Here is a 16,004-nt window from a genome sequence, read left to right as displayed (position 1 = left end):
ATCGGGTCGTCTAGCTTTCACGCTAGAGAGCGCTAGTAAAAGGTCGAGGAGTCTCTACCAATATCTAGCACCAGAGCTAGAAAGCGCTAGAGCCCCTAATGTTCTTTGAGGCAGAGCACGAAGTCGAGCTCGTCGAACGGACTGTCGTAGAAGAACCACTTCGTGTAGCCGGTCACCTTGGCGCACTTGCGCTCGGCGTCCTTCTCCCCGGTGGTCTTGCCGGTGATCCGCTCGAGCACCACGTAGGTGCCGTCGACGCAGGCCGTGGCCCGCATGTTGGGCTCGTTGTCGTTCCCGTTGTTGATGACGCAGTCGCCCTTTTTCACATAGAACCGGGCGTCTTCGCTGCCGACCGGCGCCGGGCCGACCACCGGCGTGGTGGCCGACGTAGTAGTGCTCGGGGTGGCGCCCTGCAGGCTGCGGCGCTCGTTGAGCAGCCAGGCCGTCGTGCCCAGACCGACCACGATCAGCACACCGAGCGTCACGACCAGGGCGATGATCGGGGTGTTGCGCTTCGATGGGGCCGGAGGTGGCGGCGTGCTCTCCCACGACGGGCTCGGGGGTGCCGAGTGGAACCCCACAGGCTGCTGCGGGATCGAGGGCGGATGACCACCCCAGGACGAAGAGGGCTGCTCCGGAACCGGCGCCCCATGATCACTCCACGGGTCGGCGGGCTCCGCATACGGCTCGTCTGAGCTCCCGTGCGACCACGGCGGGCCGGAATACGGGCCGTTCTGCGACATGCTGCCCACCGTAGCGTGCGGGGCCGACACAAACCCGGACGGAATCGCCGCCGGTGTCAACAACACGACCCGTTAACCGCCCGTACAACCGCTACGGTCCCCAGCCGTGTCCCTACCGCTCGTGATCTTCGCGGCCGTCTTCGGCGGTGCCGCGGCCGCCTTCCTGCCCCGCATCGCCCATCGGCTCGCTGTCCCCTTCGGAGACTCGCCACGGCCGGCCTGCCCGCTGTGTGGCGCCGGGTGGGTCAAGGTGGGTGCCTTTTGTCGCTGTTCCCGCCCGTACGTCGTAACGGTGCTCACCGGTGCTCTCGTCGCCGCGCTGCTGGCCGCGGCCCTGGGCCCGTCCCCGGTGCTGCCGTTCTTCCTGCTCGCCGCCGTCGCCGGCCTGCTGCTGGCCCTGGTCGACCGGCGCTGCCTGCGGCTCCCCGACCCGATCGTGGCCACCTTCGCCGCCCTGACGATCGTGCCGCTGGCCACGACGCAGCCGCACCGGATCGGTCCGGCGCTCGGGGCCGGGGGACTGGTGCTGACGGCGTACCTGATCGTGGCTCTTCTGCCCGGCCGCGGCCTTGGGCTGGGCGACGTCAAACTCGCGGCCGTGCTGGCGACGGCTCTCGGCTTCGCCGGCTGGCCGGCCGTGTTCGTCGGCCTGGTCGTGCCGCATCTGATCAACGGGCCGATCGGGCTCGTCCTGCTGCTCACCCGGCGCGCTCGACCACTCCCGTTCGGCCCGGCGCTGCTGGTCGGCGCCCTGCTCGCCGTTACAGCAACCTGAGCTGGCGATCCTTGGGCCGGGCGGGCACGACGTCGCCGAGCCGCTCGAACAGGCCCGAGTCGATCACGTCGAGGAACGGGGTCGGCGTCTGCTCGCGCTCGCTGCCGTGCCGGAACCGGCGGGCCGCGTGCGTGACATAGAGCCTGTCCTGAGCGCGGGTCAGCCCTACGAAGAACAGCCGCCGCTCCTCGGCGATGGTCTCGGCAACCGAGGCCTCCGAGGCGCCCGGCCAGCGCAGCGGCAGCAGACCGTCCTCGCAGCCGACCAGGAAGACCACCGGGAACTCGAGGCCCTTGGCCGCGTGCAGGGTCAGCAGGTTGACCGCCTCGGCCCGCGGGTCGAGCGCGTCCACCTCGGCGCCGGTCGCGATCTCCTGCAGGAAGCGCGGCATGTCGTCGCCGATCCGCTGGGCCAGCGGGCGCAGCAGGTCGGCCGCGGTCCAGATGTCCTCGGGGGTGACCTGCTCGCCGTCCAGGGTCGGGGCGGCGAAGCGCTGGGCCAGCACCTGTGCGGTCAGCTTGACCCGCGCGGCCAGCGACCCGCCGAGGCCGCCGGCGTGCCGCAGCTCGCGCGCGATCACCTGCACGCCCGCGCGGTCCCGCAGCCGGTTGTGCGAGCGCTTCTGCACCGGCACCCCGGCCCGCGACAGCGCCTCGACGATCGCCCCGGACTGCGAGTCGGTGCGATAGAGGACGGCGATGTCCGAGAAGGACAGGTTGCCCGCCGCGACCGAGCGGGAGTCGACCCGGCCCGAGTCGAGCGAGCGGTGCGACAGACCGCCGACCAGGTCGTCGATGGTGCGTACGACGAAATCGGCCTCGTCGGCCACGCTCGCCGCCGGATAGCGGCCGACCAGCGGCGCCTCCGGGTCGAGCCGGGCCGGGTCGAGGCGGCGGCCGTTGACCAGCGACGACGGGGCGATCGCCTGCACCGCCGCGGCCAGGATCGGCGCCGACGAGCGGTAGTTGCGGGTGAGCCGGACCAGCCGGGCCTGCTCGAAGTCCTCGTTGAATCGCAGGAAGTACTTCACGTCGGCGCCGCGGAACGAATAGATCGCCTGGTCGGGGTCGCCGATCGCGCAGAGGTTGCCGTCCGGCGGGCTGAGCAGGCGCAGCAGCTCGTACTGGGTCTCGTCGACGTCCTGGTACTCGTCCACGAAGATCCATTGCCAGCGCTTGCGGTACTTCTCGACCAGTGCCGGCTCGTCGCGCAGCAGGGCCACCGGCAGGCTGATCAGATCGTCGAGGTCGACCAGATCCTGCTGCCGGAGCAGTTTCCTGTACGCGTGGTCGTCGTCGCCGGCCTGCTCGCGCGCCTCGTCCCGCTCGCCCTCGTCGGCGATCCGCCAATGAGCGCCCAGCCCCGCGGCGCGCGCGTTGTCCTTGAGGATGGCCAGCCCGACCGAGTGGAACGTGCCGACCGTGATGTCTTCGGCCACGTCGCCGAGCAGCGCGTCGAGGCGTTCGCGGAGCTCACCGGCGGCCCGGCGGGTGAACGTGATGGCCAGGCAGCGGTGCGGGAACACGCCCAGTTCGGCGCAGAGATAGGCGATGCGGTGCGTGAGCGTACGGGTCTTGCCCGTGCCCGGCCCGGCCACGATCAACAGGGGACCGCCCGGGGCCGACGCCGCCACCCGCTGCATCGCGTCGAGGCGGTCGAGCAGGCCGGTGCCGACCTCTTCCATGCCCGCGAGCATCGGCTCGAACGGCTCATGTGGGCTGACCGGAGCCGCGATCGGCGGGGGCACTTTTTTCGGCTCTTTTACGACTTTGACCGGTTTCGGGTCGGGGCGTCGCTGCTGGGGCACCGGCTGCGCCGGGATGTCGAACAACGTCTCCATCTGCGGCGCCGACGCCCGATTACGCAGCTCACCCGGCTCGAAGAGGGTGATCACGCCATACTCACCGTCGAAGCCGGCGACCCGCCGCACGTCACCGCGCCGCAACCGCGTGATGCCCTCGCGCAGCTCGTCCCCGCCGGCCTGGCCGATCGCGTCGACCGGAATCTTCCGCAGGATGTCGAGCTCCGACCCGAGCGTCGCGACCAGGTGGTTGAGCTGGGCCTCGACCGTCTTCGACTTCGGGCCGACACCGTTGATCTCGCCGAGGATCTCGTGCAGCTGGATCAGATGCTCGACATGCGTGTCCTTGGTGAACCCGATCGGCCGGTCGGCCAGATCTTCGACCCGGCTCAGCACGCCCACGGTCAGCGGCTTGCCGCACTCGGGGCAGCGCCCGGCATGCTCGCGGGTGCGCTCGGGCTCCCAGTTCACGCCGCAGGCCCGGTGGCCGTCGGCGTGATACTTGCCCTCCTCGGGGAAGAACTCGAGCGTCCCGGCCAGCCCGACGCCGTTGCGCACCGCGTCGTAGTCGGGCACCCCGGTGAACAGCGTCGCCTCCCGGGCCAGCGCGGCCGGGGAGTGCGCATCCGAGTTCGATACCAGGCGGTAACGGTCGAGGCTGGAGACCCGCCAGTTCATCTCGGGGTCGGACGACAGGCCGGTCTCGACCGCGGTGACGTGCTCGGCCAGGTCGGCGTAGCAGTCGGCGATCGCGTCGAAGCCCGACTTGGAACCCAGCGCCGAGAACCACGGGGTCCAGATGTGCGCCGGCACCAGGTAGCCGCCCGCCTCGAGCGTGATCTCGAGCAGATCCCGCGAGTCGAGCCCGAGGATCGGCCGGCCGTCGGCGGTCAGGTTGCCGATCCGGCCCAGCGCGGTGTTGAACCTCGTCGCGGCGGCGAAGTCGGGCATGTAGATCAGGTGGTGCACCTTGCGCGTACGGTCGTCGCGCTTGTAGATCGTCGAGATCTCCACGCTGAGCATGAAGGTGGCCGCCGGGCTCGCCTGCAGCGAACCGGGCAACCGTTTCGTGACGTCAGCTTCCTCGGCGTACGCGAAAAGGCCCTGGTCCTTCTCGACCAGCGACTCGCGCAGATGATCGAACCAGGCCGGGTGGGTGAAGTCGCCGGTGCCGAGCAGGCCGATGCCCTTGCGACGGGCCCACCACGACAGGTTGGGAAGCGTCAGATCCCGGCTGCAGGCGCGCGAAAATCGTGAGTGGATGTGCAGATCCGCCACATACGTGTCCGCGGCACTACCTGCGATGTCCGAGGGCACGCGCTGCATCCTGTCACGCCCTCCAGTCCTCGCACGAATCGCCACGCCTTGACGAAATTACGGATCTTGATGTTCGCTACGTGGCGCGCAGCTCGACCACGCTCACCTGTGGCGGCGCGCCCACCCGCACCGGCGGGCCCCAGAATCCGGCGCCGTTGGTCACATACACCGGAACGCCGTCGACCTTGCCCAAACCGGACACGACCGGCTGTTCCAGGCGTACCAGCAGGTTGAAGGGTGCCATCTGGCCGCCGTGCGTGTGGCCGGAAACCTGCAGATCAACCCCGAACGGGGCGGCGTCGTGGACGGCGATCGGCTGGTGCGCCATCAGCACCACCGGCCGGGACGGGTCGCGATCGCCGAGCGCCTTCTGGAAGTCGGCCGGGTCGCCCATGTCGGCGCCACCCAGGTCGTTGACGCCGGCCAGGTCGAGGCCGCCGAGTTCCAGGCGCTCGTTGCGCAACGGCCGCACGTTGAGCCGCGCGACCTCGTCGACCCACTCCTGGAAGCCCGAGTAGTACTCGTGGTTCCCGGTCACGAAATACGCCCCCTGCCGCGACTGGATCTCGGCCAGCGGCGCCGCGAGCCGCCCGAGTTCTGCCACGCTGCCGTCCACAAGGTCACCGACGACGCACACGATGTCCGCCTGCACCGAATTGATCACGTCGACGATGCGCCGGGTGTGATTGATGCCGGTCAGCGGCCCGAGGTGGATGTCGGACACCACGGCCAGCCGCGTTCCGTCCATGGCCCGCGGCAGCTTGGCCAGCGGCACCTGGACGCGCGCGATCTGCGGATTGCCGAGCGCCGTCTTCACGCCGTAGCCGGTCACGCCGGCCGCCGTCAGTCCCGCGAAGATCGCCGCCCCGCGCGCCAGCAGCAGACGCCTTTCGATGCCCGGTTCTGCTTTCTCGCCGCCGTCTGCGCTGCTGGCCCCGGTGGCGTTGCTGGCATCGCCCGTTTTGTCGCGCGTCCGCTCTTCGCCGGCTTTACCGGCATTTTCTTCGTCAACCAGCGTCAGGACCTGGCCCGGCTCGGCCTGTCCTTCGCCTGCGGCGGGCTCGCCCGGGTCCCTCTGGGCGGCGACGGTCGCGCTTCCCTTTCCCGTACGCCTCCGTGAGCGCCACACCAGCACCACCGCGAGCCGGGGAATCTCGAGCACGGCCAGCGTGACCAGCAGGTAGAACATGAGCGCGATCCACAGGTAGCCCGGCCAGGCCAGCCACGGCAGAGCCCCCGACCGCACCCCGATGAGCGTGGCCGGCGCCAGCACGGCCAGCACCACGGCCACGACCGCACCGATGCGCCGCGCCCGTCCCGCCGGTAGCGGATCTTTGACGAGCCGCTTCCACAGATAGAAGTGGATCAGGCCGATCACGACCAGAATCAGCCCGACGAATACCACCAAGACGTCCTCCCCAGCTTCACTCACCGCACAGTGTCCAGGCTGTTCCTGAGAGCGCACTGACCAGCCCACCTTGATCGCTTGATCCCTTGGCTGGTTCCGTTGTCCTGACGACTGTTCTTTCGACGGGCCGGAGGCACGCGGGTGAGCAAGGCGAAGCCCACGATCAAGGACGTGGCCGACCGGGCCGGCGTGTCCCGGTCGGCGGTGTCCCGCGTCATGAACAACGAGCCCGGCGCCTCCCCGCCGGTGCGCGAGCGGGTCCGCCGGGCGATGGCCGAGCTGGGCCACGTTCCGGACCAGACCGCGCGGGCCCTGGCGTCCGGCCGGCAGCGGGCCGTCGACGTGGTGGCGGTGACGCACGGCCCGGCGATCGGCTGGCTGGGTTCGCATCCGTACTACAGCCGGGTGCTGGCCGGCGTCACCGACGCTCTGCAGGGCACCGACGTGCAGGTGCGCATCCAGGTCATCGCCCGGCCCGACGACCTCGACGCCGCCGACGCGATCGCCACCCGGGCGAGCGTCGGCATGGTGCTGACCGACGTGCCGGCCGCCATGACCCTGCGCCTGCAACAGCAGTGCCGCCGGGTGGTGTCATTGTCAGCCACCTCATCCCTGGTGGCCTCGATCGACGCCGACAACACCGGCGGCGCCTACGCGGCGGTCGAATACCTGCACTCACTGGGCCGCCGCCACATCGCCGAGATCTACGGTCCCGAGCAGAGCGCGGACGCTCGCCAGCGACGGGCCGGCTACCGGCAGGCGACCCAGGCGCTGAACTTGCCGACCCTGGCCGATGGCGGCAACTTCCGCCGCGAGGACGGCTACGCCGCCGCCCAGCGTCTGCTCGAGAAGCACCCCGAGATCGACGCGATGTTCGTCTCCTGCGACCTGATGGCGGCCGGCGCCGTCCAGGCCATCACGGCAAGCGGACGCCGGGTCCCGTACGACGTCAGCGTTGTGGGCTTCGACGACAGCATCGCCGCCGTATGCGCAAACCCACCCCTGACCACCATGCGCATGCCGGTCGAGCAGATGGCGGCCGCCGCAACCCGCCTACTGCTCGACGGCGACGTCCCACCCAGCTATCGACAGTGCCTCCCGGTCACCCTCGTGCCCCGCGAAAGCACCGCCCGCCGCCCATCCGCCTGACACCATCCCCTGCTCGTCGGCGGTCGCCAGGCGTTTGGCGGTGTCCGCGTGCCGGTGCTCGGCGGTCCTGGCGTCGTCCGGAATGTGCGGGCGACCGTTTGTTGGTCGCGCGGCCTGCGCCTGGTCTTCGGCCGGGGCCCGCTCAGAGCGCGGGTCGCGTCTTGCGGGTCATGACGGCGCCTGGTCTTCGGCCGGCCCACTCAGAGCGCGGGTCGCGTCTTGCGGGTCATGACGGCCAGGCCGGCGACGGCGGCCAGCGAGAGCACCGCGGGAATGGCGAACACGTGGGGCAGCCCGACGACCGCGGCTCCGATGCCTCCGGCGGCGCCGCCCAGTGCGGAACTGATCGCGGTGGAACTCATGAAGATGGCGGACGCGGTGGCGACGGCCGTCGGCAGCAGGCGCTGAGCCACGATGATGCCGAGCGCCGCGAAGACTCCCCACACGCCACCCATGAGGATCTGCCCCGCGAACAGTCCGGCCGCCGTGCCGGTCGCGGCAAAGCAGACGTTGGCCACGACACCGAACCCCGCGCCCAGCACCATCAGCCGCAACATCCCGGTCCGGCGCGCCACGACGACCGCGATCGGCATCAGCACGATCTCGACGAGCGGCTGAATCCCGATGATCGCGCCGCTGAGCCCCGCCGGGAACGCCAGCTGCTGATTCATATAGATCGGCAGGTAGGCGTACTTGATCGATTCGCCCGCGTAGACCAGCACGTAGAGCCCCGTGAACACCAGCAGCGGCACCATCGCCCGAACTCCCGGCCCGCGAACACCCGACCCCACAGCCCGCGCTTCCGCCGGCCCTGCAACCGCCGGCCCTGCTGCCTGCGCTTCCGGTGACTCCACTCGGGGTGCGCCCGACCACGCAGCGGTCGGTGTTTCGGCGGGCGACGCGAGTGGAGCTCCCGGCTCTGTTGCGAGTGTCGTTCCCGCCGACAACGTGGGTGGGGATTGCGACGCTCTCGTTCGAGTAAGTCCGAGCGGAACGATCTGGGCCAGCGTGCAGAGCGCCGTCGCGAAGAGCATGACGCGCAGCGACGTCTGCGTGGCCAGGAACGCCCCGGCCACCGGCCCGACCACCCAACCGCCGGTCAAAGCCATCCGCACGACCGCGACCACACCGTCGTTGTTGGGGCTCGGGCGGGCGCTCAACTCGTCGTGCAGGGCGGCGAACAATTGCGAGGCCGCAGCTCCGGCGAAGGCGAGCGCAACCGCACTCAACACGTAGGGCATCCACAGCTGAGTCGACAACGCGATGCCGGCCCAGCCCACGAAGCCCGCGGCAGCACAGAGACGGAAGAGTCCCAGCCGGCGACCGGTCCGGTCCGACCGTGCCCCGACCAGATAGCCGGCCACCGGGGCGGTGAGGCTGGTCAGATAGAACAGTCCGGCCTCGGTGAGCGACCCGCCGAGCTCGTTGACCAGGAACGACGCGATCTGCGGGGCCGCCGCCGAGAACCCCAGACCGGACAGGAACATGGCAACGGTCGCGCCCCGATACAGCGGCGTGCGAAACGTCAGCCGCAGCGCCGACTCGCCGCCGACACCAGCCGAAGCCTGCCGTTCCTCAGCGACGCGTTCCATGTCCAACTCCTCCGCCAGAAGTCCCTCAGCGCACCCGGGTTCGCCATCCAAAAAGCTCAAATACGCGCAAAATGCCAGTTCGTGTCGGCCAAAACGCGGCTCGAACATGCGAATTGATGGCGCAACCGGCCGCGCTGTCGTAAGCGACCAAGCGGCACGGTAGGGGTGGGAGCGGTTCCAGGAGAAGCGGCCCCAACCAGAAATCTCAGCGCCCGGCCGCCGTGCCGGCGGTGTTCGGGCCGTGATGGGGGACGTCCACCAGGCGCGGGCGGGCAAAGCAACGCGCCCGGCCTCGGAACCGCACAGGCGGGCGAAGCGCCGTGCCCGGATCCCGGAAGCGCGCGGGCCGACGAAGCACCGTGCCCGGATCCTGGAACCAAGGCACGGAATGGCGCCCACGGAGTCAGAGCGCTGCGAGTGGCGTCCGGAGTCCGGCGACGAGATCCCGCGAGCCGGTCAGACCGGGCGTCGTGCTGGCCGGCTGGTGACCCGGATGACGCCGGCTATCCGCCCGCGAAGGGGGGAAGAACGTCGATCGTGGCGTCGGCGGGGAGGGACGCCGTCTGGTCGTGACAGCTCAGGCCATCGACCAGGAAGCTCGCGGCCTTGAGCACCACGCCCAGCCGCTCGCCATGACGGTCGGTCAGCAGCTGCTTGAGCTCCTCGAGCGTCGCCGCCTCGGCCGGCTCGGCTCGCACCCCACCCGCCGCCGCCCGCGCCCCAGCGAAGTAGCGGACGTTCAGTGTCGCCACGAGAGTCTCCCATCGCAAAGGTCGAGCGACTCACCCAACGAGCCGGCCGCGACCGGGCCGTGCTGGGTGAGTGGTCCGTTGAGCTGGTCGAGGGAGTGGACCGTGGCCCGGTCACTCGGCGAGGTGGCTGCGACCGGGCGGTGGTTGGTGAGCGGTTCGCTGGGCTGGTCGAAAGAGTGGACCGTGGCCCGGTGACCTGGCGAGCTGGTCGCGACCGGGCGGTGGTTGGTGAGTGGTCCGTTGGGCTGATCGAAAGGGCGAGCCGCAACCCGGTCGTGGATGACGCGCGGCCTGCCGGCTTGGTTCGAAGCCGGCGTCGCGGTTCGGGTGCTGTCGGAGGCGGTTGGGCTGCTGAGGTTGGTGATCGACGGCCGGGGGTGCGCGCTGCGGTCGGCCGCTGAGGGCGCGCGTCTGTGCATGTCAGCCACCGATTGCTGACATCGGGCGGGCCGGCTGGAGGAAGGTGGGGTCGTCGATGCCGTGGCCGGCCCGTTTGCCGCTCATGGCGACCCGCCAGGCCTCGGCCAACTCGTCGTCGTGGGCGTCGTCGCGGAGCAGTTTGCGTAAGTCGCTCTCTTCGGTCGCGAAGAGACAGTTGCGCACCTGGCCGTCGGCGGTCAGGCGGGTGCGGTCGCAATCGCCGCAGAAAGGCCTGGTCACGCTGCCGATGACGCCGACTCGGGCCGGTTCGCCGGCAGCGTCTAGGTGGCCGGGGACCAGCCAGGTTTCGGCGGGCGACGTTCCACGTGAAACCACGTCGGGCTGCAAGCCGTACGGGGCCAGCGACGCCAGGATCTCGTCGGCTGTGACCATCGTGTGGCGGTCCCATCGATGCTGGGCGTCGAGCGGCATCTGCTCGATGAAGCGCAGCTGGTAGCCGTGATCGAGCGCGAAGCGCAGCAGAGCGGGTGCCTCGTCGTCGTTGATGTCGCGCATCAGCACCGTATTGATCTTTACCGGGGTCAGACCGGCCGTGGCCGCCGCGGCCAGACCCCGCAGCACGTCGGCGTGCCGGTCGCGACGGGTCAACGCCTGGAACCGCTCCGGGTCGAGCGTGTCGAGGGAGACGTTGACCCGGTCGAGGCCCGCATCGCGCAGCGGCGCCGCGAGCCGTTCGAGCCCGATGCCGTTGGTGGTGAGCATCAGCGTGGGCCGGGGCGAGAGTGCCGCGGCCGCCTGCACGATGCTGGTCAGCCCGCGCCGCAGCAGGGGCTCGCCGCCGGTGAACCGCACTTCGCGAACGCCGAGTCTCTCGACCGCGACCCGGATCAGCCGGATTACCTCGTCGTCGGTCAGCAGCTCCGGACGCGGCAGCCAGGCCAGCCCCTCTTCGGGCATGCAATAGGTGCAGCGCAGATTGCAGCGGTCGGTGAGCGACACGCGCAGATCGGTCGCCACCCGCCCGAACCGGTCGGCGAGCGGGATCACGGTCGAGCCGCCGATCTCCATCGCATGGTCACCATCAGAATCTATCCGCTTCCGCGCCCGGCGACCGCTCCCGAGATCGTCCTGTGGACAACAAGACTGCCCTGTGGACAACAGGCCGGCTCACCCTCGCGCGGCACAAACCACGCCGCCACGCAACGGAGCCGCACAAAGCCCCGCAAATCAGCCGCGCAGTGCGGACTGAGCAGCCGTACGGACGGCGTCGCGATAGCCCCCACCGAACGCCGCCGTATGCACCAGCAGCAGATGAAGCTGATGCAGAGGTACGCGGGCCTCCCAGCCATCGGCCAGCGGATACGCCTCGTGATACGCGTCCAGAACCGTCGCCAGGTGCGGCACACCACCGAACAGGGCCAACTCGGCCAGGTCGGTCTCGCGGTGACCACCCTGCGCGGCCGGATCGACGAGGCGGGCCCGCCCGTCCGCGGCCCACAGCACGTTCCCGGGCCAGAGATCCCCGTGGGTGCGGCTGGGAGGCTCCTTCCCCCCGTACGGGGAAATGGTGTTGATGATCTGCTCGACCAGGCCGATCTCAGTGGTCGTGAGGGCGCCCCGGTCGGCCGAAAGTCGCAGGTAGGGCTGCAGGCGGCGTTCGGCGAACCACGCACCCCACGCGCCGGTGGCCGGTGTGTTGTCGAGGGCGAGCGGGCCGATGAAGCCGGTCCAGCGCGCGCCGAACGCACCCGCCGAGGCCCGATGCAGCGTGGCCAGATCGCGTCCGAGCTGCTCGGCCGCGGAACGGGTGGGCTCGCCGGGCTCGATCCACTCGGTCGCGAGCATGGTCGGCAGCGCGGCGATCACCTCGGGGACCGGCGCTCCCGCCTCGCCCAGCCAGGCCAGACCGGACGCCTCAGCCGCGAAGAACCCCTCCGGCGGCTCGCCCGACCGCCACGTCTTGGCGAAGACCGACGTCCCGTCGTCGAGTGTGAGGCGGCTGGCCGAGCACGTGCTGCCACCGCCCACGGGGGTCTCACGAAGGCGTTGATGGGTGAGAAATGTCGGGAGGTGCTCCGGGTGCGCGCGCAAGTACGCCTGGTCCACGGCCTTATCTTGCGCTTCGGCTTACGGATGCCCGAAATCGGAGTCAAAATGTCGGCATGAGCCCTGTCACAGTGCGTTCGTACCGTCCGAGTGACCACTCCGCGGGCCGTCGCCTGTGGTCCGAGCTGACCAACCAGCACAACCGGATGTACGGCGTGCCGGACGAGGACGGCGGCGAAGGGTTCGAGGAATACCTCACCCGGCTCGATCTGGGCGGCCTGTGGGTGGCCGACCACGCCGACGACGGGGTGATCGGCATGGTCGGGCTGGTCATCCGGGGCCGGGCCGGCGAGGTCGAGCCGATCGTGGTCACGGTCTCGCACCGGCACAAGGGCGTGGGCCGCAAGCTGCTGCGCCACGTCGCCGCCGAGGCGCGCCGCCGCAGCATGACCGCGCTGACCATTTCCCCCGAGTCGCGCAACATCGACGCGATCCGCAGCCTGCATGCGGCCGGCTACGACATGCTCTCGTCGGTCGAGCTGACCCTCGACCTCAACCGGTCGCAGCCGGACGCCGAGTCGGAAAGCGTCGAACTTCACGAGCTGCAGTTCAAGGCGTGATCGCGACTCCTTAGCCGGTGGATAACTCCGCGTGTCGTCCACAGGCCCCCGCGGTGATCGGCGGGACGGGCCACGCTCCCCGGCATGGATCCCGAATGCACCCTCACCGTTCGCTCGTCCGCGGATTTCATCGCCGTCACGCCCTATCTGCTGAGCTTCCACCCCGACGACAGCATCGTCGTGATCGGCACGGTCGGGTCGCGGGTGACCTTCGCCGCCCGCCACGATCTGCTGGCGCCCGACCATGCCGGCGTCACCTCGATCGCGAGGCTGGTCGCCGCGCAACGGCTGCAGGAGGCGGCGGTGCTCGGCTACGGCCGGCCCGAGGCGGTGATCCGGACCCTCGAGGTACTCGGAGACGAGCTCGTCCGCCACGGCGTCCCGGTGCGCGACCAGCTGAGGATCACCGACGGGCGCTGGTGGGGACTCGGATGCACCAGCCCGACCTGCTGCCCGCCCGAGGGCAAGCCCGTCCCCGGGCCCGACTCGGCGGTCGCCGCCTCGGCGATCTTTCAGGGGCAGGTCGCGTTGCCCAACCGGGCCGCCCTGATCGCGCAGGTCGCCCCGGCCGAGGGTGAGGAACGCGAGCGGATGGCCGATCTGACCGTCGACGTCTGCACGCGTTTCATGGCCGCTGGCTGGTCGGGACCGGCGCTCGAGAAGGCCGGCCGCCGCCTGGTGCGCCGGGCCGAGCGACGTTACGCCGCCGGCCGCGCGCTGACGCCCGAGGAGATCGCCGAGCTGGGCGTCGCGCTGGCCCACCCGGCCGTGACGGGCCACACGCTGGACAACTCGCGGGACGAGCCGTGGCGCATCGCGCTGTGGACCGATGTGACCCGCCGGGTCGATCCTTTCTGGGTGCCCGGCCCGGCCTGCCTGCTGGCCTATGTGGCGTGGCGGGCGGGGATGGGTGCGCTCGCCCGGGTGGCGATCGACCGGGCGCTGGTGCAAGACCCCGATCACAGGCTTTCCCGTACGTTCGATCGCCTGCTCGCCGCCGGTATCAGCCACGACGCCGTCGCGAATTTGAAGCCACCACGGGCCCGGTCGTCTAGACGGTGACCCGCTCCGCCGCGGTGTAGACGTTCATGCTGCGGCCGCGGAGAAAGCCGACCAGGGTCAGGCCCGCTTCGTCGGCGAGTTCGGCGGCCAGGGTGCTCGGAGCTGACACCGCGGCGAGCATGGGAAGGCCCGCCATCCAGGCCTTCTGGGTGAGCTCGAAGCTGGCCCGCCCCGAGACGAGCAGCACGTGACCGGTCAGCGGCAGCCGGCCCTCGCGCAGCGCCCGGCCGATCACCTTGTCGACGGCGTTGTGCCGGCCCACGTCCTCCCGCAGCACCAGCAGCTCGCCGTCGGCGGTGAACAGTCCGGCCGCGTGCAGGCCGCCCGTCCGGTCGAAGGTCCGCTGGGCCTCCCGCAGGCGATCGGGCAGCTCGGCCAGCACGCTCGCCGGGATCCGCATCGGGTCGTCCGACACGTCGAACTGCGACCGGGTGCGGACCGCGTCGATGCTGGCCTTGCCGCACACACCGCACGAGCTGGTCGTATAGAAGTTGCGGCTCGGGTCGGTGACCGGCGGCGGCACGTCCGCCCCGAGCACCACGTCGACGACGTTGTAGGTGTTCGGCGTGTCCGTGCCCGCGCAGAGCTGGGCGGTGACCACGTCTTCGGCGTGGCCGATCACGCCCTCGGTCAGGAGGAAGCCCATGGCGAGGTCGATGTCTTGCCCCGGGGTGCGCATGGTCACCGCGAGGGGCGTCTTGCGGACCCGGATTTCCAGGGGCTCCTCGGCGGCGAGATCGTCGGGGCGTCGGCGGGGGTCACCGGGCACGTCGAGATTGATCTTTACGACCGGCCGCCTGGTCATCGTCCTCGCCATGGGTCGAGCGTAGGCCGCTTTCGACCCGATGGCTCGACCAGCTCAGCCACGGGAGGGGCGGCCGGGCCGGCGTCGCGGCGCAACGGTAGTGATCGATGAGGCGGGCGGGACGGGGGAGTGATCCACGACCGGTTACTGAGCGCGCGGTCACGCTCGACACGCGGTCGGGATACGGTACGTACGTGGGGGGATTTGCGGCGGTGGTGCTGGCCGGCGGAGCTGCGCGGCGGATGGGTGGCGCGGACAAGCCGACCCTGCCCGTGGCCGGCCAATCCATGCTGACCCGTGTGCTCGCCGCGGTGCACGATGCCGACCCCCGGGTCGTGGTCGGGCCGGTGCCGCCCGATCTGCCCGTCCCGGTGCATTCCACCAGGGAAGATCCGCCCGGCGGAGGCCCGGTGGCGGCGACCGCGGCCGGTCTTGCGCTGGTGCCGGAAAGCGTTACCTACACGGCCCTGCTCGCGGCCGACCTGCCGCTGCTCACCGGCGAGGCGATCGACGTGCTGCGCCTCACCGCCGAGTCGGCCCCGATGCAGGGCGCGGTCTATCGCGACGCCGAGGGCCGCCGTCAGATGCTGTGCGGCGTGTGGCGGACGAACGCCCTGCGCGAGGCGGTCGGCCGGCTGGCCGAGGAGCGCGGTGGACTGAACGGCGCTTCCGTCCGCGAGCTGATGGAGCATCTGCGGGTGGCCGAGGTCTCGTGGCGCCGCCCGGGCCCGCCGCCCTGGTTCGACTGCGACACCGACGACGATCTGCGCACCGCCGAGGAATGGGCCCGCTGACCCGTCCGTGAGGTCCCGCGGCGTCTGTGAGGGCCTGTGACGTCCGTGGGCGTCCCGCGACGTCCGTGAGGGCCTGTGGCGTCCGTGGGCGTCCCGCGACGTCCGTGAGGGCCTGTGACGTCTGTGGGCGCCCCGCGACGTCTGTGGGCGGCCGCGACCGACAGTTGGCGACGAGGCGAGGAGCCGGGCACGTCACGAGCTGCAGCCGGGCACGTCACGAGCTGCAGCCGGGCACGTCATGAACAGCGGCCGGGTGCAACGGGAGCAGCTGGGCACAACGCGAGCGGTGGCCGGGCGGGATGCGAGTGGCGGCCGGGTACAACGCGAGCAGCCGGGTGCAACGCGAGCGGCCGGGTCCAACGCGAGCGCGGCCGGGCGGGATGCGAGTGGCGGGTGGGACGCGAGTGGCCGGAAACACGATGATCAACTTGGGCCCGAGGCGGAAAGATGGCGGGAAATTCGCAGGATGAGCCGACGGGAACGGGAACCACGATGAACGAGCTGGACGCCTGGGTGATCGCCGCCGCTGGGGAAGCGGGTATCGACCCGGCCGACGTCCCGGTCAAGACGGTGCTCGACCTGGCCCGCGATGTGGCCCACGGAGTGGTGCGGCCGGGGGCGCCCGTGACGGCATACCTGTTGGGACTCGCTGCTGGTCGGGGCGCCGATCCGGCTGTGCTGGCCGACAAGCTCACCGACATGGCTCTCGACTGGCCGTCCGAGGCGACCGGCGAGGAAACCGACTGAGCGCCCGCGAGG

The 16,004-nt window shown here is 70.6% G+C and carries 14 protein-coding genes; 6 read left to right on the top strand and 8 right to left on the bottom strand.

Going from position 1 to position 16,004, the window contains the following annotated elements:
• Positions 1-95: 95 nt before the first annotated feature.
• On the bottom strand, positions 96-743 hold the full coding sequence (locus KOI35_RS08450) for an LppU/SCO3897 family protein (RefSeq protein WP_215785449.1): 648 nt from the start codon (positions 741-743) through the stop codon (positions 96-98).
• 106 nt (positions 744-849) lie between these two features.
• Between KOI35_RS08450 and KOI35_RS48805 the strand changes: the two genes are divergently transcribed.
• Complete coding sequence (locus tag KOI35_RS48805; protein WP_308120857.1) at positions 850-1,518, top strand: prepilin peptidase; 669 nt, start codon at positions 850-852, stop codon at positions 1,516-1,518.
• On the opposite strand, the gene KOI35_RS08440 is transcribed toward KOI35_RS48805, so the two are convergent.
• Together KOI35_RS08440 and KOI35_RS08435 are read right to left on the bottom strand one after the other, a co-directional pair.
• Positions 1,505-4,645, bottom strand: coding sequence for a UvrD-helicase domain-containing protein (locus KOI35_RS08440; RefSeq protein ID WP_215785448.1), 3,141 nt, complete (start codon positions 4,643-4,645; stop codon positions 1,505-1,507). The genes KOI35_RS48805 and KOI35_RS08440 overlap by 14 nt on opposite strands.
• A gap of 67 nt (positions 4,646-4,712) precedes the next feature.
• Entirely contained in the window at positions 4,713-6,041 is a 1,329-nt protein-coding gene (locus KOI35_RS08435; RefSeq protein ID WP_308120868.1) for a metallophosphoesterase, read from the bottom strand.
• A 144-nt stretch (positions 6,042-6,185) separates the two neighbouring features.
• Here KOI35_RS08435 and KOI35_RS08430 point away from each other — a divergent pair, with 144 nt between their 5' ends.
• On the top strand, positions 6,186-7,193 hold the full coding sequence (locus KOI35_RS08430) for a LacI family DNA-binding transcriptional regulator (protein ID WP_215785446.1): 1,008 nt from the start codon (positions 6,186-6,188) through the stop codon (positions 7,191-7,193).
• A gap of 200 nt (positions 7,194-7,393) precedes the next feature.
• Here KOI35_RS08430 and KOI35_RS08425 read toward each other — a convergent pair whose 3' ends face one another.
• From KOI35_RS08425 to KOI35_RS08410, 4 genes are all read right to left on the bottom strand, one after another.
• Positions 7,394-8,893 (bottom strand): MFS transporter, encoded by a 1,500-nt coding sequence (locus tag KOI35_RS08425; protein ID WP_215785445.1) that lies wholly within the window; start codon positions 8,891-8,893, stop codon positions 7,394-7,396.
• Between the two features lie 395 nt (positions 8,894-9,288).
• A complete protein-coding gene (locus KOI35_RS08420) occupies positions 9,289-9,537 on the bottom strand; it encodes a MoaD/ThiS family protein (RefSeq protein WP_215785444.1) in 249 nt (82 codons plus the stop codon).
• Positions 9,538-9,957: 420 nt separating this feature from the next.
• On the bottom strand, positions 9,958-10,986 hold the full coding sequence (gene moaA, locus KOI35_RS08415) for a GTP 3',8-cyclase MoaA (RefSeq protein ID WP_215785443.1): 1,029 nt from the start codon (positions 10,984-10,986) through the stop codon (positions 9,958-9,960).
• A 159-nt stretch (positions 10,987-11,145) separates the two neighbouring features.
• Positions 11,146-12,024: a fructosamine kinase family protein gene (locus KOI35_RS08410; protein ID WP_215785442.1), complete on the bottom strand. Its 879-nt coding sequence runs from the start codon at positions 12,022-12,024 to the stop codon at positions 11,146-11,148.
• Between the two features lie 56 nt (positions 12,025-12,080).
• Here KOI35_RS08410 and KOI35_RS08405 point away from each other — a divergent pair, with 56 nt between their 5' ends.
• A complete protein-coding gene (locus KOI35_RS08405) occupies positions 12,081-12,584 on the top strand; it encodes a GNAT family N-acetyltransferase (RefSeq protein WP_215785441.1) in 504 nt (167 codons plus the stop codon).
• An 84-nt stretch (positions 12,585-12,668) separates the two neighbouring features.
• Complete coding sequence (locus KOI35_RS08400) at positions 12,669-13,646, top strand: DUF4192 domain-containing protein (protein WP_215785440.1); 978 nt, start codon at positions 12,669-12,671, stop codon at positions 13,644-13,646.
• Here the strand turns inward: KOI35_RS08400 and fdhD are convergent.
• A complete protein-coding gene (fdhD, locus tag KOI35_RS08395; protein WP_215785439.1) occupies positions 13,636-14,463 on the bottom strand; it encodes a formate dehydrogenase accessory sulfurtransferase FdhD in 828 nt (275 codons plus the stop codon). The two genes, KOI35_RS08400 and fdhD, sit on opposite strands and share 11 nt — an antisense overlap.
• A gap of 182 nt (positions 14,464-14,645) precedes the next feature.
• Between fdhD and mobA the strand changes: the two genes are divergently transcribed.
• Positions 14,646-15,245, top strand: coding sequence for a molybdenum cofactor guanylyltransferase (mobA, locus tag KOI35_RS08390; RefSeq protein ID WP_308120856.1), 600 nt, complete (start codon positions 14,646-14,648; stop codon positions 15,243-15,245).
• Positions 15,246-15,737: 492 nt separating this feature from the next.
• A complete protein-coding gene (locus tag KOI35_RS08385) occupies positions 15,738-15,992 on the top strand; it encodes a DUF6457 domain-containing protein (RefSeq protein WP_215785438.1) in 255 nt (84 codons plus the stop codon).
• The last annotated feature ends 12 nt before the right edge of the window (positions 15,993-16,004 follow it).

Source organism: Paractinoplanes bogorensis (assembly GCF_018829635.1).
GTDB classification, from domain to species: Bacteria; Actinomycetota; Actinomycetes; order Mycobacteriales; family Micromonosporaceae; genus Actinoplanes; species Actinoplanes bogorensis.
Note: the sequence above shows the minus strand (reverse complement) of the source record. Positions and strands in the feature narration are given on the sequence as shown.